This is a genomic window from Verrucomicrobiota bacterium (assembly GCA_016200005.1).
Lineage (GTDB): Bacteria > Verrucomicrobiota > Verrucomicrobiia > Limisphaerales > PALSA-1396 > PALSA-1396.
In genome coordinates, this window is record JACQFP010000022.1 from 204,988 (window position 1) to 224,733 (window position 19,746).

Below are 19,746 nucleotides of genomic sequence, written 5' to 3' on the forward strand. Positions count from 1 at the left end.
GATTCAGCTTGGCCGAATTCGCCCTGCGTTGTAGCGTTGCGTCATGCGCAAAGCAAAGAAAGCCGCGTATCCGCTGACCCGACATCATTCCGTTCACATTCTCCGCGAGGAAGCGCAATCGGCTGGCATCCGCTCAACGACGATTGGCAATTACCTGGACGCGATCATCTGCGGCGATGCGGAGTCCACGTTGCGCGCGTTGCCGCACGAATCGGTCAACGCGATTGTCACGAGTCCGCCTTACTACCAGCAGCGGGATTACGGCGCGGGGTTGCAAATTGGAAACGAGCCTGCGCCGGAAGTTTATGTGCAGAAGCTGACGGGCGTTTTCCGCGAATGTTTCCGCGTGCTGGCGAAGGACGGCACGTTGTGGCTGAACCTCGGGGACAAATACAAGGACGGGCGGTTGCTGGGAATGCCGTGGCGCGTTGTGTTTGCGATGGAAAGCATCGGCTGGATTCTTCGGTCGGACATCATCTGGCATAAAACCAACGCCATGCCCGCTTCGATCAAGAACCGTCCGACGACGGATCACGAATACATTTTCATGTTTTCCAAGTCGCCGGATTATTTCTACAACGCCGACGCGATTCGCGAGCCGCACGTCACGTTCACGGAGAAAAGCCGGATGATGGGCGGACGCGGGCATTTCGGAAAACGCGGCGGAACGCCGGAGCAAGGCAAGAACGGCGGCAATCCCAATCTCCACAACGCGCGCTGGGATCAGGCGTTTCATCCGCTGGGCAGAAACAAGCGGACCGTCTGGCAGATTCCCTTGTCGAAATTCCCCGAGGCGCATTTTGCCGTGTTCCCGGAAAAGCTGGTTGAGACTTGCATCCTGGCTGCGACGAAGCCAAACGATTTGGTGCTCGACCCGTTCGCCGGAAGTGGAACGGTGGCAATCGTTGCGCAACAGTTCGGGCGGCACTTCGTCGGAATTGATTGCAGCGAGGACTACTGCGCCCTCGCCAAGAAGCGGCTCGAAAAAAGCCAACTGGCCTTTGGTCTGGTCTGAATCAAGCGAACCGTTTGAAAAACGGAATCAGCTTTTCCACTTCCTTTTCGAGCATCGGTTCGATGGCTTCGATCTGATTGGGATTGGCGCGAAGATAAATCCAATACTCGCACTTGAGGGTCTTCAGGTCTCCACCCCACGACTCGGCAATTATGACAGGCACGCACTCGTAGCCATTCTCATGCGCCACGGAAATCGCCTTGAAAATATCCCGCGTGAACAGATTGGCGTGACCTCCGCCCATTGTTTCGCGCGTCTTGACCGGCACAAGAATCGTCCGCTTCTTGCCAATGATTTGCACGTCGAACGTTTCCTCGTTGATTCGCTTTTCGCCGACGCCGATTTCAAGCCGAACGGAACGTCTCTCGAAGACTTTTCGGAACGCCCCGCGAACCAACTCCTCGAATTTCGTCCCTTTGAGCGCCCGGCGACTTCCCTCAAGCCGCGCCAGCATCACTTCGGACAACGCCGGCCACGACCAACTCTCTGCCTGCGGAAATAACGGCCCGACGAACTTGCGTAACTGGTTCAAGAGGTTTGCGCGCTTTTCATCCAAGGATTCGCCCTGAACTGAAGTCAGGAGAGGTTGAAGCCGTTGAGCCGGCGCGTCCCGCAACATCCAGGCGAGGAAATACCACTTTGCCGTCGCGTCTTTGTAAGGTCTGGCCAAACCATCAAACAATTGAACTTCACTCTGCCTAGCCAGGTAGTCTTTGATGACCTTCGTCGCCTTCGCACCCGACGGCTCATTGATGAAGTCGTGTACGTCTTGATAACCGTGCTGCTTCAAATACACGCAGAAGTCCTCGTAGAATTTTTGATTCTGCCGGACGATGGCCACCAAATCTTGCAGCCGCAGGTTTTCAATTATGAAACCCATTTTCGGGATTATCTCCATCGCACCAGCAAAGTCGAGTTTTGAGAATTTGATTTAGCCGATTCACCAAGACGGCTGGCGCACGTTGAAGAATGACCGCACGACACGTCGGTTGCGTTGACAGGAGTTTTATTTGAACGAACCGGCGGTTGGGATTGAATTCATTTTGCCGAACGAGCGGAAAGTTTTTTCCAAAGTTGGCATCATCGAAATTGCGATGAGCCGACAACACACCGTCGGAGAATTTATGTCATGTCGAGGACCGTCGTTTGTAGGAAACCGGCTTGGACGAATGTCTCTTTCGCGCAACTGGAGCACCGGCTGTTTCCGCCAACACCAACACGCCTTGCGACGGCGTTGCTGGTTTGTGGACGTTCCCGTTTCGTGGCGACGGTTGCGCAACTTGGAAAACGTCGCGGCGGAGGTCGGCGGTTTTGCCGTGGAGAATCGCGGCGTGGGCGGTTTTGAGTTCGGCGTCGCTGACGGCTTCGGCGAAGAAGCGGAAGGAGGACGCAGCGAGGTAATCGAGGCGTTCTTCAAAGGCGAGCCATTTGCGGCCTTCGCACTCGGCCACGTGACCGGTGGTGTTCGAGCCGGCAAAGATGTCCAGCACGAGGTCGCCCGGTTCGGTGAGGAAGCGGATGAAGAACTCCGGCAGTTTCGCCGGGAAGCGGGCGGGATGGCCTTTCACGCCGATGGTTTTGCAGCCGCGCAGGTAGCTGCCGTTGGATTCCGAATTCGAGATTTGCAGGAGGTTGGGCGGAATCGCGCCACCGTTGTCTTTGGCGAAGGCTTTGCCGATGTCGTGGCCGGACGGGCGTTTCTTCGGCGTGTAAAAGCCTTCCGGGTCTTCGAGCAGTTTCTTCATCCGGTCGCTGTATTCGGCGAGCACCTTGGTCACGTTGGCTTTGGGCCAGCGGGTTTTGCCGAACCACCAGACGGTGTTGACCGCGTCCTTCGCGCGGAGCTTCCGTTTGTTGACCCATTCAATGGGGCTGGGCAGCTTGGACGGGTTGAACCAGTAGAAATCTTCGGCGAGGTGGAAGCCGAGTTCGTCGCAGAAATGAATCGGGACGCGGAAGTTGTAGAGGCTGCGCGTGGGCGAGCCGGGTTCGTAAGCGCCGCCGAGGTCGAGAACGAAGCTGCCGTCGTCTTTGAGCTTGCGATGAACGAACCGGGCGAATTGCGCGAGCCAGGCCACATACTCGGCCTGAGCTTTGTTGCCGTATTCCTTTTCGCGCTGAAGGGCGAAGGGCGGACTGGTGAGAACGAGGTTGACGCTGGAATCGGGCAGCGCGGCGAGCAGGTCAAGCGAATCGCCGCGATACGCCGCACCCCAGTTGGTGAGGTATGCGGGCGCATGTTTTTCCAACAACATAAAGCTACTTTAAGTCTGTAGATGTAAAGTCGTCAATTTCGATAACGTGCCGCAGATGAAAGCCAAGCCATCCGCTCGACGTATCTTCGCCGAAAATCTGCGCAAGGCAAGACTGGCGAAAGGACTTTCGCAGGAAGATTTGGCGGAGTTGGCAAACCTCCATCGCACTTACGTCGGCTCGGTCGAACGGGCGGAACGAAATGTTTCAATAGACAACATGGAGCGTCTGGCCGCTGCCGTGGGTATTTCACTCTCTTCGCTGGTGCAGGAGGGCAAGCGATGAAGCCGCATCCCGACACGGTGGAACTCGAACGGCTGTTTCCGTACATCCGCGAGTATCAGGCGCTCGCTTCGAAGCACGGCATCGGCGACATCTTCCAGGACAACGGTGGAAAGCTCTGCAACTCTTGTTGGTCACAGGACTCAAATGTCTCGGCAGTCGAGAGGGCAATGATGCGCTTGATGAGCAGGGCAAGGAATACGAACTCAAGTCGGTGAACGTCCTGTTGACGCAAAGTTTTTCGACCCACCATCACATGAACCCTGTCATTCTTGCCAAGTATCGACAGGTGGATTGGCTGCTGGCCATTTACGAAGGCATAGAACTGCAAAAGATTTATCGAATGAAGCCGGCGACGTTAGAGCCGTACTTCTCAAATTGGGAAAAGAAATGGCACGAATCGGGAGGCAAAGACATCAACAATCCGAAAATTCCCGTGAAGTTTGTAGTCCAACACGGAGAAATGATTTATCAGAAAACCGGGTGATTGATTTCTGGGTGAGCAACAGCTTCACCAACCAATGCCTCGCGCAACTGGACCTCTGGGCCAACCGCGCCACCAACAAGGCCGGCGTCTATCGTCTGCCCAAAAAACTGGACGAAGAAGTCGCCCGCCTGCACCTCGACCGCATCGGTGTGAAGCTGACCAAGCTCACGAAGAAACAAGCCGATTACCTCGGCGTGCCCGCGGAAGGACCTTACAAGCCGGAGCATTACCGGTATTGAAAAATGTGTCGCACTCTAACGAGTGCTGCTGCCGAAACTCGAGAGGCGAACGGGCAACCGTTCGCCTTTTTTCTAAGCGCAAAGCAGAGGTTGAGGCGCGAGGACGTAAAGATGCCCGGCGAGGCAGGTGCTTATTGACTCAGCACTTCCACCGCATCGCCCGCGCGCACGATGCCCTCGACCAGTACAGCAGCGTACACGCCGGCCATGCCTTGGTGGGCCTGCGCGACACGCTTCAAAACGGCTGGATTCGATTCGCCCGTCTCGGGATCCAACGTAATCATCGCGCAACGCGCGTCGCGCTGGAGAAGGGAAACCACCGCTCGGGAGCCGATCCGCAGCGAACGGCCAATGTAACCGTCCTCCGCAAAACCGCCGGGCGCGTTCAAGTCCAGGTAGATGTTCGCCCGGAAACGCCGCGCATCCACGGTCGCGCCTATTTCATCACCAAGCTGCCGCGCCGTTTGCAGCGAGAGGAGCGATACGGGCCGGCAATCGGTGATCGCCCGGTCGGATCGCATCAGCGTCAACTCCGGCGCGCCGGGGAGGCCATCACGTATCGCGTGGAGCAGCGCCGGGTCGTCAATTGCCAGCCTCCGACCGGTTGGCAATTCGACGTCCACCATGAAATCCGTCGCGTCCGTGGGCGCGGGAGTCAGGCCCACTCCGGGAGCGAGATTTTCCGCTTCGGCCAGATTCGCGGGCTGTGCGGCTTTTTCGGGATGGCGGAAGCGCGGACTGCAGGCCAGAAGTTTGCGTTGCTCGCGGGCCGTAAGATAGGGGAATCCTTTGGGAGCAATCGAACTGCGAATCGCAAAGACGCGGTCGCCATGAATTCCGGCGAAACCGAGGAACGCTTCGCGCAACGACTCGCCGCGCATGCTCTTGACGGGGTAACGCCAAAGACTGGCCACTCTTCCGATGATGCTCATGGTGATGAAGGGTTTGGGGTTGGTTCTCGTTGCGGCGATTGAAGCGACCATACGCGGTTCGCGAAGCTTGTGACAAGCGCGGATTCGAGTGATCACGCACGACCACATTGTCAGGATGATGAGCCAGGATTACGTTTGCCTGCGCTTCGCACGCAGCGGCGCCAAGTTGACCAAGCTCACCAAGAAACAAGCCGATTACCTCGGCGTGCCGCCCGAAGGGCCATGCAAGCCGGAGCACTATCGCTACTGAGCGGATTCAAATTTAAAACACCAAAGGCGAATGGGAAAATCGTTCGCCTTTTTATTTGAAGCAATGCACGATTCATCAGCCATGAAAACCAAAAACATTCAACACACAGTGCTGATTCGTGCCACGCCCAAAGCGGTCTATGACGCACTGATGAACCAGAAGAAACACACGCGATTCACCGGCGAACCCGCCCGGATTCGCGCGAAAGCGGGCGCGGCCTTCACCTGTTACGACGGTTACATCAACGGCATGACGCTGGCACTTGCACCGGGCCGGTGCATTGTTCAGGCGTGGCGCTCGCGCGACTGGCCGCCCGAACACTATTCCATCGTCACGTTCGCGCTTGCCAGCATAGCTGGCGGTCGGACGCAACTTCGCTTCACGCAAGTGGGCGTGCCGGCCGGGGATTACGCCCGGAAATACCAAGGCTGGCGGACTCATTATTGGCAACCGCTCAAACGATTCTTGGAGAAGTGATTTTCAATCTTTGTGCTGACTTTGAAGCAGTCGCCCGGTTTGAATTCGCTGGCCACGAGTTTCCTCGCGCCGGCCTCCAGGTTTCCGGCTAAGTTGTCCTTGAACGGGGTCTGAAGCCGTGGGAGATTTTCCACCATGAACGCAATTAAAGTAGATGACGCGCATCGAATCCAGTTGGCCGTGCTCGCGCCGGGTGATTCGTATGAGCCGGAAATCGTCAGTGCCGACGAAATCACACTTCGCCGCGTACCTCAAGCGTCCATCAGCGTGTCACGGCCGACACTGGTCAAGGTGGAGAAGCGGGGGGCTACTCCGTGAGCGTTTCCGATCAGCCGATCTTGTCAGAAGCCATCAAAGAAGCCCTCGCTGAGTTTCCATGAAACATCTCCTGGACGTGAACGTCTTGCTGGCGGCGATCTGGGTACAGCATCCGCAACCATTGTCCTCCACGATGTCTTCGGGTATGAATGCGGCCAACAACATTTCCATCCAATGAAAAACATGAAACATTTCGCCACTCTGTTGACGCTGTTGACCTTCGCGCTCGGCAACCAGATCCGCGCCGCGGATTGGGTTGTCTATGAAGGCAAGGCCGGTCCCGGCAAAGGCAAACACATCGTCTTTCTCGCCGGTGATGAGGAGTATCGCTCGGAAGAAGGACTGCCGCAGCTCGCCAAAATTCTCGCGGTGCGCCACGGCTTCAAATGCACTGTCCTGTTCTCCCTCAACCCCGCCGACGGCACCATCGATCCCAACAACTCAAGCAACATCCCCGGCATCGAAGCGCTCGACAGCGCCGATTTATGTGTGATGCTGCTCCGCTTCCGCGAATTGCCGGACGACAAGATGAAACACTTCGTCGATTTCCTGAACGCCGGCAAACCGATCCTCGCGTTGCGCACGTCCACGCACGCGTTTGCGTACGCCAAGAATAAGCAGAGCCGCTACGCCAAATACGATTGGCAAAGCAAGGAGTGGCCGGGCGGGTTCGGCCAACAGGTGCTCGGCGACACCTGGATCAGTCACCACGGCAATCACGGCAAGGAGAGCACGCGCGGCATCATCAACGAGGCGATGAAGAATCATCCCATCCTCAAAGGCGTTGATGACATCTGGGGACCGACTGACGTTTATGGCATCACACACCTGCCCGTTGACGCCAAAGTTCTCGTTTACGGTCAAGTGCTCGATGGTATGAAACAAACCGACAAGCCGGTGGTAGGCAAAAAGAATGAACCGATGATGCCGCTGGTCTGGATTCGCAACTATGTCGGCGAGAGTGGCAAATCGAACAAAATCATTTGCACGACGATGGGAGCATCGGTTGATCTTGAAAGCGAAGGTCTGCGTCGTCTGCTCGTCAACGCCTGTTACTGGGGACTTGGCCTCGACGAAAAAATTCCCGCGAAGAACAACGTCGATTACGTCGGTGAATACAAACCGACACCCTTCGGTTTCGGCAAATTCACTAAGGGCGTCAAGCCCGCCGACCACGAATTGAAGTGACGGCTTTCTGCCGCATCCAAAACGGCGCGTTGCCACACAAACAAAAAGAGGCTGCATGGGATACGCATCCGTATTTATCTTCGCCAGCTATGGAAACCTCTGAATCCATCCTGTGTCCGTTTTGCGGCCAGCGAAGCGAACTGGTCATCGATACCAGCGTCACTTCGCAGCAGTTCACGACCGATTGCGAGGTTTGTTGCCGTCCGTTCGAAGTCATCGCGGAGTGCGAACCGGGCAAAATTCTGAGCTTGGATGTCAGCGGAAACTAAGCGAGAATTCGCCTGCTGAAATTATGAACACAAACACCATTCTCTGGATTTACATCATCCTGCTCGTTGCGGGCGGCATGGTCGGCTATCTCAAAGCCGGCAGCAAAGCGTCCATCCTAACCTCCGTCATTTTCGCGGCCCTGTTGATCCTGTGTACCATCAGAGGATTCCTCGATCCCAAATTTGGCAACACGCTGGCCGACATTATCCTGGCGGTCTTGCTGGTCTTCTTCGGATTACGCTTATCCAAGTCGAGGAAATTCATGCCCAATGGAATGATGCTGATCCTGACCTTGGCGACGCTGGCGCTGAGGCATTTGAAATTCTAACCACCCTCCCGGGCGCAACTGTTCTGCGTCCAGCCGTCTCGTGGCGCAAACTTCGCTCCCCATCTGGCAAATCCATTCTGACATTGTCGGCACGTTGCGCGACGGCAACCGCCTGGTTCTGGTGGCACCCACGGGCTCCGGCAAAACCACTCAAGTGCCGCAAATGTTGCTGGATGCGGCGTTGGCCGGCCCCAAGAAAATCGTTGTGTTGCAACCGCGCCGGGTTGCCGCCCGCACCGTGGCGGCGCGCGTCGCCTGGGAACGCGGATGCAAACTCGGCGAGGAAGTCGGCTACCAGATTCGTTTTGATGACCAAACCAGTCTCGGCACACGCATCTGCTACGTCACTGAAGGAATTCTGCTCCGCTGGTTGCAGGATGACCGCACGCTATCGGAGGTTGGCATCGTGCTCTTTGACGAATTTCACGAACGAAACTTGCTGAGCGACGTCGCGCTCGCCCTCGTCAAACATCTTCAGCAGACACAGCGGCCAGATTTGAAAATGGCTGTCATGTCCGCCACCCTCGATGCCGAGCCCGTGGCCGGGTACTTGAATGAATGTCCCATCCTCATTTCCGAAGGGCAAAGTTTTCCCGTCGAAGTCCGCTACTTGGATCACCACGACGACCGACCCGTTACGGAGCAGGCAGCCGACGCCGTCGAGCGCATCGTCAATTCCGGTGCGCCCGGTGACGTTCTTGTGTTCATGCCCGGCATGGGCGAAATCAACGCCACGATCAATGCGCTTCGCGCCGCGCACACGCACGAGCGACTCGCGCTGATTCCGCTGCACGGTGATCTGCCGGCCGAAGAACAAGACCTGGCTTTCGCTCCCAATCCACTCCGCAAGGTCGTTGTTGCCACGAACGTCGCTGAAACTTCGGTGACCATCGACGGCATTCGTCATGTCGTGGACAGCGGGATTGCGCGTGTGGCTCGTTACGATCCGGAACGCGGCATCGGCACATTATTCATTGAGGAGATCAGCCGCGCTTCCGCCGATCAACGCGAAGGCCGCGCCGGTCGCACGGCGCCGGGGACGTGTTATCGGCTGTGGACCGAGAGCGGTCAGTTGAACCGACCTGAACGCAACACGCCGGAAATCCAGCGCAGCGATCTGGCGGAAGTGGTGTTGCTGCTCCACTCGCTGGGCATCAAGCGCGCGGCTGAATTTGACTGGCTCGACAAGCCTGACCCGCAAGCGGTGGAGCGGGCGGAGAAATTGTTGCTGACGTTGGGCGCTCTCGAATCGGTAGCCGCCGACGTGAGTCGGCGGGTGAAGTCTCAAAGTGACTCGCGCTCTCACGAGCGCGGCTACGATTCGGCAGGCGACCTCACGCCAATCGGCCGGCAAATGTTGAAACTTCCGATGCATCCGCGTTACTCGCGGATGTTGGTCGAGGCCTCGCAACGCGGTTGCTTGCCCGCCGCTGCGTTGTGTGCAGCGCTGGTGAGCGGACGTGATTTGCTGATGCGGGTTGGTCGCGACGACAAACACATCGCCGAGGCGCGGGAACTGTTTGAGGCAAGCGCCGAATCGGATTTTTACACGCTGATGCGGGCATATCAGTTCGCGAAGAAAAACAATTTCAGCGTGGAGACGTGCCGTCGTTACGGCATCCACGCGCAAACCGCGCGGCAAATCGAGCAGACGTATCAGCAGATTGTGCAGATTGCGGAGAGGCAAGGGTTGGTTGGCCGTCCCAATGCAGAACAGCAACAAACACCCCTCACCCGGCCTTCGGCCACCCTCTCCCCTTCGGAATGGGAGAGGAGCGGGGTGAGGGGGCCGCCGGACCGTGCCAACGTCGCAACTTCGGACGACGCTTTGCTCCGCTGCCTCATGGCCGGATTCATCGATCAACTCTGCATCCGCCGCAGCCAGGGAACGCTGGAATGTGATCTTACTGAAGAGCGGCACGGCACATTGATGCGGGAAAGTGTGGTGCAAAACGCCACTTTGTTTGTGGCGGCGACGATTCGCGAAGTGCCGTCGCGCACTTCGGAGAATCTTACGCTGCTGGGCCTGGCCAGCGCCGTGAAGCGCGAGTGGATCGAAGAGATGTTCCCGCAACACCTTTCCACGCAGATCGAGCATCTGTTCGATCGGACGCACAAGCGCGTCGCCGCGGTGAAGCTGGTGCGCTTCCAGGACCTGGTTATTCACCATGAACATCAACGTGAGGTTGATCCGGTTGCGTCGGGCCGCTGTCTGGCCGAGGCGTATCGCAAAGGTTATTTTGAACTGCCGCTGTTCAACCATGACGTGAAGCAATTTGTGGCGCGGGTGAATTTGGTTTGCGTGGTTTCGCCGGAACTGGATTTTCCGCCGTTCGATGACGCGGCAGTTCTGAAATGCTTAACCAGGGCGTTTGACGGCTTGACGCTCGTGAAGGAAGCGCAGGCCACGCCGCTGCGCGATGTCTTCCGGGAACATCTCGCCAAGGAACAACTCGGCTGGCTGGATGAATTGATGCCGCTGGCGATTCCGTGGCCGGACGGGAGGAAGATCAAGCTGCTTTACGCGGAGGATGCGCGCGACGAAAACGGCGAGCCAAATTCGCCGGAGATTCAGGTGAAGTTGCAGGAATGTTTTCAACTGAAAGAGCACCCGCACATCTGCGAAGGGAAATTGCCCGTGAAACTCTGGCTGTGCGGGCCGGACGGCAAACGGATTGAGTCCACGTTCAACTGGCCGGCTTTCAAGACGAACAGTTATCCGAAACTGAAATCAGGTTTGCAGAAGAAATATCCGGGCGTGGCGTGGTTGTAGTGAAAAGATCTGTGAGTTAGTGTTTCACCGCCAAGGATACCAGAACTCCTACGACAATAATGAACACAACTGATAAGACGATCCACCAGAAGTAGGAATGCAGCGAACTACTCCCCTTGTTTTTCCGTTGCTCAAAATAATCAATCCAACTGCCGTCGCCACCGTTTTTCCGTATTTCTTCGTAGAGCGTGGTGGTGTGAGTGTCAGTTGCGCCGCGCTCTTTCATAAACTTAGTAAACTCCCGCTTAAAGTTCGGCGATTCATCTGTCGTAACTCCTTGGAGGTCGGTAATGCTTGGGATGTGCCTACAGTAGCAGCATGGCTCGTCGTGTTTAGCATAAATCCATTGTTTGCATTTCGGACAGACTCGCGTCGGCATTGAGTCCCAAGCATGGGGATTCCTGGGAGAAGCATGTGCATTTATAGGAGAACCAACGCGTGTTGGTTCTCGGTTTAATGTGCGAGTCTTTTGCTGGAAATTGCTTCGAGATAAAACATCCTGTGAACTCTGGATTCCGAGAGCCGAGCCGCACCAATTACAATAATTACCACTTGTCGTCTTATGACAACTGGGGCAAACGACCCCCCTGCCTTGCGCTTCGATATTCTTTAAGCTCTGTGCTGCCTCCGCTGCACTATTGGACGCATCCAGAATTTTCTTAGCTACAAGTAATTGCTGAAACCAGAACATATATTGGTAGTGCTAATTTGGGATACATTTCCGCCGAAACGGGGTTTTAATCAAGCCCAAACTCCCATCCTGATTACGTGGCGGCGTTAGCCGATCGGTTCGTCTTCACGGCATCTCCACGCGGTAACGGTAGTAATCCGCAACCTGCCATTCCTTCTCGCTGAACTCACCATAACGGGTGAAAAAGATAACCAGGTCGCCGGTTTCGCGGTCCTGGTAAAACCGGAAGTTGGAGTGCTGCACGCGCGGCGAGTCGTTGAAGTTCCGTTCGTCAATGGCGAAGATGGTGTCGCGCTTCAACGCAAAGGGTTCTTCCTGCACCTCCACGACGACCAGCGGTGAGCGCGGCCAGTTGCCATTCGGTCTTTCGCCACGCAGCGCGAGGTTTCCCATCCAGTAGAGTTTGCCGTTCTTGATGGAGCGAAACAGCGCCGAGCCGTTGGCGCCAGATTCGATGGGGTCGCCACCCGTGGCCGGCAGCGGCACTGGCGCCGACCACGTCTGGCCCTCGTCGCTGGAGAAGCTGAGCCATTTGTAGCCGGGCTTTTCCCGGAACGCGCTGTTGTCGCCGCGACAAACGGCGGCAATGCGGCCATCGGCGAGTTGAGTGATGGCGTTTTCGTCGAGGCCGCGCGAACTCATTTCGGGGTTGATGTTCAGCGCTTTTCCGAGTCGCCAGTCGAGACCACCGCGCGAATTGTATTCGCCGATGACGGTTACGGCTTCATCCACCGGCGCCCAGGTGCTTTTGTAGTGAACGGCTTTGCCGTCGGCATCGACGGTCTTTCTCATGCCGGGAAACAGGAGACGACCGTGTGAAGTTTTAAGCGGGAAGGTAAAACTCATGGCCGGCGTGCGTTGTCCGGGAAAACTGAGTTCGCGCCGCTCGGTCCATTTCCGTTTCTTCGGATCATAGATGTTCAGCTCGAGACCGTAGTCGGTGTCCACGTTCAGTTTGTCCTTCGGATAAAGCGTCTTGTCGATGAGCACAATGAGCTTGTCGGTGTCAGGATCGAAGAACGCCGCTGGTTCGGCGTAACGAATTCTGCCTTCGGGAACGACGCTGCTCTTCCATCGCACTTCGGCTTTCGCCCAGGTATTGCCGTTGTCAGCGCTCAGGCTGATGGCGTAATCGTCGTAGCCGTCCGAGTAATCCTCCCAACCGTTGCAGTGCATGAGAATTGGTTTGGTCTTGCTGACGTAGGTAACAAAGCCGGTGGCAGCGGGTCGTTTGTCACGGCAACGAATGAAAACCTCCTTGGAGAGGACTTTCATGCGGCCACTGGGCTTGGAGTTTTCGAAGTAGGGCGCGGGGAAGGTTTTTGCCCTGGGTCGAGGTTTTGTTTCCTGAGCGTGGACTTGGACTGTCGGAGTTGCGGTGACCCATAAAGCAAGTGTGATCAAAGCAACCGCGCGCAGCACTCGAGACGACGCGCGTTGGGATTCACTCTTTAGCGTGCCGCCGGAGCAAGCTGAAGCTTGAACGCCAACAGGATCCTTCGCAACCGCGTGGCGGTGTGTCCATGACAACGTCCAGATGGGTGCCTCAACAAGTGCCCTGATCTTCGATGATTTCATTGGATTGACAAATGCATGGTTCAGGTTTGGACGGAAGCATCGTAACATCACGCGGGGGTCAACCTGAAGCAAAACCGCAAATAAGAATCTGCCGGAAAAGCGTATCCGCTCATGACTTCCCGCCCGCCGCCCCTTCGTTCAAACTTTGCGGCATCGCTGCGCTTCAACGTTCCCATGCTTTCACGGTTTCAACGCCGGCACATCCCGCCGATCCAATCTCATGCTGGCTGCGTGTGCGCGGCACAAACGGCAGAAGGTTTCTTCGGGCAGGCTCAACCGGCGTCCCGCGAGCCAGATGAGGACCCAGGGTCGCCTCAGCGGCTGCGACCCCAGCGGGCGCATTTTTAACGTCCCGCGAACCAGCTCTCGACCGACCGTCCAGGGCGCCAACACCGACACGCCTAGGTTCAGCTTCACTAGTTCTTTGATTGCTTCGATGCTGGCAATCTCCATCACCGTGCTGGGCACGATGTCAAGACGACGGAAGAATTCCTCCACCAGGCGGGCGGTGAAACTGTGGCGTTGATAGAGAATGAGCGGTTGAGTGCGCAAACCTTCAGCCGTGATGGGCCGGCCGGCAGCCCACGGATGCGAGGGGGCACACACAAACATCAACTCATCCCGGAAGATCGAGCGTGCTTCCAATCCTGCGAGACTATCCGGCGCGACGCCCAAAGCCAGATCCACCTTGTTCGCGCGGACCAGCTCCACCATCTCCGGCATGTCACCTGATTCGATCTGTAGTTCGAGTTGGGCATTGGATTTTTTTATTTCGCGAATCACGCCCGGCAGAATGTGCTGGCAGGCCGAGGCGGCGGCACCGATGCGCAAGCGTGTTTGTCCCCATTTGCCGAGTCGCTTGAGCGCCTCCGCTGCCGCCTCCAGCGCCGCCAATGGCGGACTGACTTGCGCGAGAAGTTGTTCTCCGGCCTGGTTCAGCAACATCTTCTTGCCGGCGCGCTCGAATAGCCGGCAACCCAATTCCGTTTCCAGCGACTTGATCGCGTGGCTGATCGCCGAAGGCGTCAGGTGGGCTTTACGCGCGGCGGTGACGAGGCTGCCGCTCTCCGCGACGGCGCAAAACATTTTCAGAAGTCTCGTTTCCATCAGGTGACGCGCTTGGGTCAAACGTAACGTTCAAAGTCGAATTTCATTCTTGTAAAGCGGGTCAAGGTTACAAGCTTTAACATGCTTTTGACCACGCCGATTCACCAGCTTCGTTGTCTGGCGCGGATTTGAATTCGGCAGAATTTGCGCTATAGTGAGTCATGCACAAAGAAACCCTAGCCACCTTTAACGAGATGGACAAAGCCGTGCTCCTCAAAGAGTGTCTCGACAAGGCCGGTGTCCACGCCGAAATCTACGATGAATCAAAGTTGCAGAAGTTTTGGTTCATGTCGGAGTCGCTGGCCGGTAAGAAAATCCGCATCGACGAGAAGGATTTTGAAACCGCCAAACATGTTCTCGAAGGGTTGGATGCCAGAGAGGATGTGTTGCACGACTCAGTGCGTTGTCCGCAATGCAAATCGCCGCGCATCGAATACCCTCAGTTCACACGCAAATTCATCACGCCAACGCTGGTCGAGATTTTTTGCACGTTGCACCTGGTGGAGAAGGAATTTTATTGCATGGACTGCCATTTCACCTGGCCCAAGGAGGAGAAGCCGCTGCCGGATTTGGATGTGCTCGGCTGGCCGAGGAAAAGGTCCGAAACGACCGAATCAGCCCGCTGAAATTGGGGGTCTCAGTCAGGGACGTGTCTATGTGAGCCAACCGAATCGATCCTTCTTGGCGAAATACATTAATCCGAGAATCCGCATCTCCACCGTTAGAAAATACAGTCCAAGAAAACCGGAAATTATTGCTGGCACAATTGGCAGAGGGATCACAACGTCCAGCACTAGATCTCTGATGAACCCCACGCCGATGATTACTCCAAAAATCAGCCAGACAACGGCATATTCCAGCGGCACCCTTACGATGGCGGGCACGATATAAAGCGGATTCAAAGCTGCCACTGTGTCAAACATTGCCACCGCCAGAAAGCCCATCGGGAAATAAATACATCCTAGAATTACGGCAGGGATAATCGCCAAGGCCACTATATCTTGGCCACCGGTCGCCCAAATTGTCAGTCCGATGGCGGGACCAAAACAAACCAAAATCGTAGCGATGAATTGCAGCAAAGGCGCAATAATATCGCTGCCCCAGTCGGAAAATTCCGGCCAATCAGGCATAAGGTCCTCACCCAATGCCGAAGACGTAATGATTCGTCTCATGTAAGAAAACAAGTAACCAAAACCAAAGATGGTTATGATCAAAATTGCGACCAACCCGAACAGACCCGCAAAGCGAGCAAAGAATCTGGCGGAATCCATTCCAAAGTAAAACAACGTACCTGTAATCAACAAAATGATACCGTCTCCCTTAAATGGATATTTGAACGCATCCGGCAACAGGGCAAAGAAATTTCGTTTCAATGCGGGTCTGACAACCGCGTTTTGTTGCAACGGCACGCATTCGCTTCCGCAAGCACGGCAAAAATGGTGACTGACGTTGCCCACGCGGCGACTGCCAACGCAGAGAGAGCAAAAGTATCTGTTGCACTTGCGGCACATCCATTGCGCGGGGGATTTAATGTGTGACTTGCAGAAGACGGGGCCGGTGGGTGCGAGAGTTTCAAGAGGCGGTTCAGCTTCCACGGCTGGTTCGGCGGAAAGCGTCAGGCTCGTGGCGGTCAAGCGTGCCGGCTTCAACGGCACGGCTGCCGGTCGGGCCGGGGCGTCTGCGTCGAACAACATCTCGAATCCGCCGAGTCGGATGGTCTGGCCCGGTTTTAACAAGGCTTCGCGAACGGGTGACTGATCGACGAACGTGCCATTGGTCGAACCCAGGTCGGTAATCCTGGTGTCGCCGTCTGCGACCATGAACTGGCAGTGCGTGCCCGAAACGGAAGGGTCGTCCAGTTTGAATTCGGTGCCGGGCGCGCGGCCAAAGACATTCGAGCCAGGATGAAGTTGGATTTCCATGGCTTGGGCCGTTCCCGGGTTGATGAAGAGTCGCGGCATACGTTTCTGAATTTCCGGATGCTGATTGGTCAAATTCCTACCAGCCCCACCACCATTTGTCGATGTCAATGTTGGCGTTGTTTCTAAGCATTTCCATCTGCCGTCCCGTGGCCAACACGCGCTGAAAGATTTTGACCGTGACCCCGGTGTGGTCGCTCACCGATGATTCTTTCAATAATGTTCAACCGTCGCCTTATGGCCGGGAAACGCGGTGTTGTGGTCGAGCGCGTCCCGCATGGCTTGTTCCTTCTTCTGCCAGAGCGCGCCCTTCCACGTGCCTTCGTGTCCGCCGGGTGTTTGCGTTTTGCACTGGGCGAAATAGGCAAAATCAGTGTTGCGGTTCATTTTTCCGGACTGCGATTGCATCTTGATCGCGCGTTCGGAATTTACCTGGCACCCTTGAACGACAAACAGCGCGACCCAGAGGCCCGCGTAGAAAAACAATTTTCCGCACATAATAATTTGAGGCTGACGGTTAAAAAAGAGATATGAAAACGGCCCTGCGGCGTCAAGGTTTGTCTGGCTTGACGACCGAAATCACCATCGACTTCGGTTTCAAGTATTTGTTCGCCACGGTCTTCACGCCCTCTAATGTCACGGCCTCGTAATGAGCGTCTTCATTGTCGCAGTGGGCGTAGCCCAGCCCGTAGAGTTCATCCAGCGCGGTAGTCATGGCGAAGCCGCCCAAGTCTTGCCGCGCGATTTTCTTTTGGCCGATGATTTTGGCCTTCGCGCGTTTCAGTTCTTCCTCCGTCAATCCTTCAGCGCGCAATAGCGCCGCCTCCTTTAATAATTCCTGCTCGACCTGCCTGACTTTGGCCGGCTCGGTGCCGACGTAGAACGCAAAATAACCAGGAACAAGCCCAAGGAAATTCTGCGCGCCGACGTAATAGGCCAGTCCAAGCTTCTCCCGGATGCGGAGAAACAGCCGTGAGCCGAGGTCGCTGCATGCCTCCTGCAACAGTTCAAGCGCGTAACGGTTGGAATCGTGGACGGTCGCGCCGGTAAATCCGATCAGCAACACGGCTTGCTTCTTGTCGCGGGTTTCGGTGACACGTTTGATTTCTTTGAGCGGTTTGGCTTTGGGAGATTCACCTGACGTGGTGTCACCCTTTTTCCATTTGCCGAGAAGTTTTTCGACGGCGACTTTGACGTCGGAGGTTTTCACGTCGCCATAGATGGCGAGCACGGAGTTGTTGGGTCTGACCAGCTTTTCGTGAAACGCGCGCAGGTCGTTGGCCTTGATTTTTTGGACACTCTCTTCGGTGCCGAGTGAATCGAGGCCGTAACTAACCTGGCCGAAAAGCGCGCGGCGCATCGCCTTGGCCCCGCTTTGAAGCAAATTGTCGCGCTGCGCCTTGATGCCGGCCAGTTGAATCTGGCGCTCACGTTCGAGGGCAGACGCGGGAAACGTCGGGTTCAGCAGCACATCCGTCAAAAGCTTCAAACCCATGACGAAATCCTCGCTCAATACTTCTGCGTTCACGCCGAAACTGTTGTTGCCGCCGTAAGTGTCGATGCTGCCGCCGAGCGTTTCGATCTCGGTTGCGATGTCTTCGGCCGAGCGCGTCTTAGTGCCCTTGAGGAGCAACTTGCCGGTCAGTTGGGTCAGGCCATTATTCGCCGGTGTTTCAGCCAGCACGCCGCCTTTGAAGACGGCGCGAAATTCCACGAACGGGAGGCGATGATTTTCCTTAACGAGCAACCGCAAGCCGTTGGAGAGTTCGAACTTTTTAATCGCATTCTCGGTGGATGATTCAACAGCTTCCGTTGGCTTGGGCGCGGTGCCGGTGGGCAACAGCGCGTAGAGCGTGCGGTTTTCGGCGGTAAGATATTCGCGGGCGACGCGTTGAAGATCGGAGGGGGTGAGGCGTTTCACAGCCGCGAGATAGCGTTCGGAAAAATTCAGATCATTGGCCGCGAGCCAGTTGCCACCGAGGTCCTGCGCCTGGCCGGTCATGGTCTTGCGGGTCGCGAGTGTGCCGGCGGTGAATTGCTTGACGGCTTTGGAAAGTTCCTTGGCGGAGACCGGCTTCGCCTTCATCTTCTCTAATTCCGCCTGCATGGCATCACGGGCGGCGCTGAATTTGTCCGCGTCAACCAGCGCGCTCATGCCAAACAGGCCGGGGTCGCCGGGATTATAAGTCCAGGCGTCCACTGAATTGACGAGGCCTTTCTTCTCGCGCACTTCCTGGTAAAGACGCGAACTACGGCCATTGCCGAGCAACGTGGCCAGCACGTCTAGCGCGGGAATGTCGGGATGCCGGATGTCTGGAATATGCCAGCTAAAATGAAAGTGGCCGAGTTCGATGGGCGCTTCTTCGATGACTTCGCGCGGCGCGGTTTGTTTCGGTTCTGCGGGAAGAACGGCAGGAGGCAGCGACCGGGCCTTGGATTTCTCGTAAGCCTGCTTGATCTGTCCGGCGATCTCGTCCGGCTTTATGTCGCCGGCGATGATGTAGAAAACATTGTTGGGAACATATTTCTCGCGGTAGTAAGTGAGAATATCATCCGGCTTGAGTTCATTGTAGATGTCTGGGTAGCCGATGACGGTGAACCGATACGGGCTTTTGGTGTAAGCGGTTTCGAACAATCGGCGACTGGAGCGGCGACCGGGATCGTCCTGGTTCATGTCCATTTCGCGGAGGATGACTTGTTTCTCCTTGGCCATTTCGTCGGCGGGCAGGGTGGCGTGCTGCATGATGTCGCACAAAATATCGATGGCGACCTTTGCGCCGGTGTTCGGTACGTCGATGTGATAAACCGTGCGGTCAAATGAAGTGTACGCGTTCATGTAACCACCGGCGTCCTGCACTTCCTGGTCGATCCGGCTGCCGGGCCGTGTGGTCGTGCCCTTGAAGAGCATGTGTTCGAGCACGTGCGACATACCGGCGCCGAGCCACTTGCCCTCATTGACGCTGCCGGCTTTGCACCAGGCTTGTGCGGAAACTACCGGCGCGCTGTGATCTTCGCGGATAATTATGGTGAGGCCATTGTCGAGTGTGGTGACGCGCACGCCGGATGGCGTGGCGGGAATGGTGGACTTGTTTTCCGTGGCTTTCAAGGCAGAGGTGATCATAAGAACAAACTAGGGCCGGTTGGCAAAGCGAAACACATTCCTAGGCCACGCCATCAAGCCTGCGTCGGTTTGCTGTCGGAAATCCGAGCCGGTCGGCTGTCGAGTTTGGGCGCGACTTTCTTTTCCGTCGGCAAGAAAGGTAAGTGGAACGCCTCCTTGAAATCGTAACCGCCTTTGAAGTCATCGCGGCTGTCCGTCTCCGTCTTGGCCAGCAACCCGCTCTCCACCATGTTGAAAACAATTTCACCGAAATCTTCGCACGTGCGCACGCCCCATTCTTCGAAGACGGTGAGCGCCATCGGACCGAATTCGGTCAAGGCAAACTCACGGATGCCCGCCAGCAACGCCTGACCGGTCACATGCTGGATTTTGTCCTTTGTAACTTTGCCGGATTTCTTTTGTGTGTACGCCAGCGCCTCGCGCAAGAAGTTGTAGGCGTCGCGATGGTAGCGCGGGTCGTGGGCGACAATTTTTTCCAGGACTTCCTCGAAGGTTGGAATTTGCATGAGTGTCAGGGG

General features: G+C 56.3%; 19 protein-coding genes and 3 pseudogenes. 12 read left to right on the top strand and 10 right to left on the bottom strand.

The window, feature by feature from the left end:
- The first annotated feature begins 43 nt into the window (after window positions 1-43).
- Window positions 44-1,015 (top strand): site-specific DNA-methyltransferase, encoded by a 972-nt coding sequence (locus HY298_08035; GenBank protein ID MBI3850225.1) that lies wholly within the window; start codon window positions 44-46, stop codon window positions 1,013-1,015.
- A gap of 1 nt (window position 1,016) precedes the next feature.
- On the opposite strand, the gene HY298_08040 is transcribed toward HY298_08035, so the two are convergent.
- On the bottom strand, window positions 1,017-1,895 hold the full coding sequence (locus tag HY298_08040) for a hypothetical protein (protein MBI3850226.1): 879 nt from the start codon (window positions 1,893-1,895) through the stop codon (window positions 1,017-1,019).
- A gap of 247 nt (window positions 1,896-2,142) precedes the next feature.
- Complete coding sequence (locus HY298_08045) at window positions 2,143-3,270, bottom strand: site-specific DNA-methyltransferase (protein MBI3850227.1); 1,128 nt, start codon at window positions 3,268-3,270, stop codon at window positions 2,143-2,145.
- Window positions 3,271-3,325: 55 nt separating this feature from the next.
- Between HY298_08045 and HY298_08050 the strand changes: the two genes are divergently transcribed.
- The 3 genes and pseudogenes from HY298_08050 (at window position 3,326) to HY298_08060 (ending at window position 4,276) form a co-directional block, all read left to right on the top strand.
- Window positions 3,326-3,553 (top strand): helix-turn-helix transcriptional regulator, encoded by a 228-nt coding sequence (locus tag HY298_08050; GenBank protein MBI3850228.1) that lies wholly within the window; start codon window positions 3,326-3,328, stop codon window positions 3,551-3,553.
- Window positions 3,550-4,037: pseudogene (locus HY298_08055) on the top strand (restriction endonuclease). Before HY298_08050 ends, HY298_08055 begins: the two are co-directional and overlap by 4 nt.
- Window positions 4,038-4,042: 5 nt before the next feature.
- A pseudogene (locus tag HY298_08060) lies at window positions 4,043-4,276 on the top strand (adenosylhomocysteinase).
- A gap of 131 nt (window positions 4,277-4,407) precedes the next feature.
- Here the strand turns inward: HY298_08060 and HY298_08065 are convergent.
- On the bottom strand, window positions 4,408-5,208 hold the full coding sequence (locus HY298_08065; protein MBI3850229.1) for an MOSC domain-containing protein: 801 nt from the start codon (window positions 5,206-5,208) through the stop codon (window positions 4,408-4,410).
- Between the two features lie 151 nt (window positions 5,209-5,359).
- On the opposite strand from HY298_08065, the pseudogene HY298_08070 reads away from it, so the two are divergent.
- The 7 genes and pseudogenes from HY298_08070 to HY298_08100 all read left to right on the top strand — a co-directional run bounded on the left by HY298_08070 (window position 5,360) and on the right by HY298_08100 (window position 10,812).
- Window positions 5,360-5,458: pseudogene (locus HY298_08070) on the top strand (adenosylhomocysteinase).
- A gap of 81 nt (window positions 5,459-5,539) precedes the next feature.
- Window positions 5,540-5,935, top strand: a complete 396-nt coding sequence (locus HY298_08075) for an SRPBCC domain-containing protein (protein MBI3850230.1) — start codon at window positions 5,540-5,542, stop codon at window positions 5,933-5,935.
- Between the two features lie 135 nt (window positions 5,936-6,070).
- The gene (locus HY298_08080) at window positions 6,071-6,253 is read left to right on the top strand and encodes a hypothetical protein (protein MBI3850231.1); all 183 of its coding nucleotides are present in this window, start codon (window positions 6,071-6,073) and stop codon (window positions 6,251-6,253) included.
- A gap of 183 nt (window positions 6,254-6,436) precedes the next feature.
- Window positions 6,437-7,441 carry a ThuA domain-containing protein gene (locus HY298_08085; protein MBI3850232.1) on the top strand — a complete coding sequence of 335 codons (1,005 nt, stop codon included), beginning with the start codon at window positions 6,437-6,439 and terminating at the stop codon, window positions 7,439-7,441.
- 89 nt (window positions 7,442-7,530) lie between these two features.
- Window positions 7,531-7,710, top strand: a complete 180-nt coding sequence (locus tag HY298_08090) for a CPXCG motif-containing cysteine-rich protein (GenBank protein MBI3850233.1) — start codon at window positions 7,531-7,533, stop codon at window positions 7,708-7,710.
- Between the two features lie 23 nt (window positions 7,711-7,733).
- Window positions 7,734-8,039 (top strand): TMEM14 family protein, encoded by a 306-nt coding sequence (locus HY298_08095; GenBank protein MBI3850234.1) that lies wholly within the window; start codon window positions 7,734-7,736, stop codon window positions 8,037-8,039.
- Between the two features lie 40 nt (window positions 8,040-8,079).
- Window positions 8,080-10,812 carry an ATP-dependent RNA helicase gene (locus tag HY298_08100; GenBank protein MBI3850235.1) on the top strand — a complete coding sequence of 911 codons (2,733 nt, stop codon included), beginning with the start codon at window positions 8,080-8,082 and terminating at the stop codon, window positions 10,810-10,812.
- A gap of 16 nt (window positions 10,813-10,828) precedes the next feature.
- On the opposite strand, the gene HY298_08105 is transcribed toward HY298_08100, so the two are convergent.
- The 3 genes from HY298_08105 to HY298_08115 form a co-directional block, all read right to left on the bottom strand.
- Window positions 10,829-11,038 carry a hypothetical protein gene (locus HY298_08105; GenBank protein ID MBI3850236.1) on the bottom strand — a complete coding sequence of 70 codons (210 nt, stop codon included), beginning with the start codon at window positions 11,036-11,038 and terminating at the stop codon, window positions 10,829-10,831.
- Window positions 11,039-11,608: 570 nt separating this feature from the next.
- The gene (locus HY298_08110; GenBank protein MBI3850237.1) at window positions 11,609-12,778 is read right to left on the bottom strand and encodes an exo-alpha-sialidase; all 1,170 of its coding nucleotides are present in this window, start codon (window positions 12,776-12,778) and stop codon (window positions 11,609-11,611) included.
- Window positions 12,779-13,261: 483 nt separating this feature from the next.
- Complete coding sequence (locus HY298_08115; protein MBI3850238.1) at window positions 13,262-14,188, bottom strand: LysR family transcriptional regulator; 927 nt, start codon at window positions 14,186-14,188, stop codon at window positions 13,262-13,264.
- 161 nt (window positions 14,189-14,349) lie between these two features.
- Here HY298_08115 and HY298_08120 point away from each other — a divergent pair, with 161 nt between their 5' ends.
- Window positions 14,350-14,814 (top strand): hypothetical protein, encoded by a 465-nt coding sequence (locus HY298_08120; GenBank protein ID MBI3850239.1) that lies wholly within the window; start codon window positions 14,350-14,352, stop codon window positions 14,812-14,814.
- A 27-nt stretch (window positions 14,815-14,841) separates the two neighbouring features.
- Here HY298_08120 and HY298_08125 read toward each other — a convergent pair whose 3' ends face one another.
- The 4 genes from HY298_08125 to HY298_08140 all read right to left on the bottom strand — a co-directional run bounded on the left by HY298_08125 (window position 14,842) and on the right by HY298_08140 (window position 19,734).
- Window positions 14,842-16,149: an FHA domain-containing protein gene (locus HY298_08125; GenBank protein ID MBI3850240.1), complete on the bottom strand. Its 1,308-nt coding sequence runs from the start codon at window positions 16,147-16,149 to the stop codon at window positions 14,842-14,844.
- A gap of 171 nt (window positions 16,150-16,320) precedes the next feature.
- On the bottom strand, window positions 16,321-16,605 hold the full coding sequence (locus HY298_08130; GenBank protein MBI3850241.1) for a hypothetical protein: 285 nt from the start codon (window positions 16,603-16,605) through the stop codon (window positions 16,321-16,323).
- A gap of 52 nt (window positions 16,606-16,657) precedes the next feature.
- Entirely contained in the window at window positions 16,658-19,228 is a 2,571-nt protein-coding gene (locus HY298_08135; protein MBI3850242.1) for an insulinase family protein, read from the bottom strand.
- Window positions 19,229-19,281: 53 nt separating this feature from the next.
- Window positions 19,282-19,734 (bottom strand): hypothetical protein, encoded by a 453-nt coding sequence (locus tag HY298_08140; protein ID MBI3850243.1) that lies wholly within the window; start codon window positions 19,732-19,734, stop codon window positions 19,282-19,284.
- Window positions 19,735-19,746 lie beyond the last annotated feature (12 nt).

Coding starts and splice junctions, on each gene's coding strand:
- HY298_08035 (MBI3850225.1), top strand. CDS start 44: ATGCGCAAAGCAAAGAAAGCCGCGTATCCGCTGACCCGACATCATTCC.
- HY298_08040 (MBI3850226.1), bottom strand. CDS start 1,895: ATGGGTTTCATAATTGAAAACCTGCGGCTGCAAGATTTGGTGGCCATC.
- HY298_08045 (MBI3850227.1), bottom strand. CDS start 3,270: ATGTTGTTGGAAAAACATGCGCCCGCATACCTCACCAACTGGGGTGCG.
- HY298_08050 (MBI3850228.1), top strand. CDS start 3,326: ATGAAAGCCAAGCCATCCGCTCGACGTATCTTCGCCGAAAATCTGCGC.
- HY298_08065 (MBI3850229.1), bottom strand. CDS start 5,208: ATGAGCATCATCGGAAGAGTGGCCAGTCTTTGGCGTTACCCCGTCAAG.
- HY298_08075 (MBI3850230.1), top strand. CDS start 5,540: ATGAAAACCAAAAACATTCAACACACAGTGCTGATTCGTGCCACGCCC.
- HY298_08080 (MBI3850231.1), top strand. CDS start 6,071: ATGAACGCAATTAAAGTAGATGACGCGCATCGAATCCAGTTGGCCGTG.
- HY298_08085 (MBI3850232.1), top strand. CDS start 6,437: ATGAAACATTTCGCCACTCTGTTGACGCTGTTGACCTTCGCGCTCGGC.
- HY298_08090 (MBI3850233.1), top strand. CDS start 7,531: ATGGAAACCTCTGAATCCATCCTGTGTCCGTTTTGCGGCCAGCGAAGC.
- HY298_08095 (MBI3850234.1), top strand. CDS start 7,734: ATGAACACAAACACCATTCTCTGGATTTACATCATCCTGCTCGTTGCG.
- HY298_08105 (MBI3850236.1), bottom strand. CDS start 11,038: ATGAAAGAGCGCGGCGCAACTGACACTCACACCACCACGCTCTACGAA.
- HY298_08110 (MBI3850237.1), bottom strand. CDS start 12,778: ATGAAAGTCCTCTCCAAGGAGGTTTTCATTCGTTGCCGTGACAAACGA.
- HY298_08115 (MBI3850238.1), bottom strand. CDS start 14,188: ATGGAAACGAGACTTCTGAAAATGTTTTGCGCCGTCGCGGAGAGCGGC.
- HY298_08120 (MBI3850239.1), top strand. CDS start 14,350: ATGCACAAAGAAACCCTAGCCACCTTTAACGAGATGGACAAAGCCGTG.
- HY298_08125 (MBI3850240.1), bottom strand. CDS start 16,149: ATGCCGCGACTCTTCATCAACCCGGGAACGGCCCAAGCCATGGAAATC.
- HY298_08130 (MBI3850241.1), bottom strand. CDS start 16,605: ATGTGCGGAAAATTGTTTTTCTACGCGGGCCTCTGGGTCGCGCTGTTT.
- HY298_08135 (MBI3850242.1), bottom strand. CDS start 19,228: ATGATCACCTCTGCCTTGAAAGCCACGGAAAACAAGTCCACCATTCCC.
- HY298_08140 (MBI3850243.1), bottom strand. CDS start 19,734: ATGCAAATTCCAACCTTCGAGGAAGTCCTGGAAAAAATTGTCGCCCAC.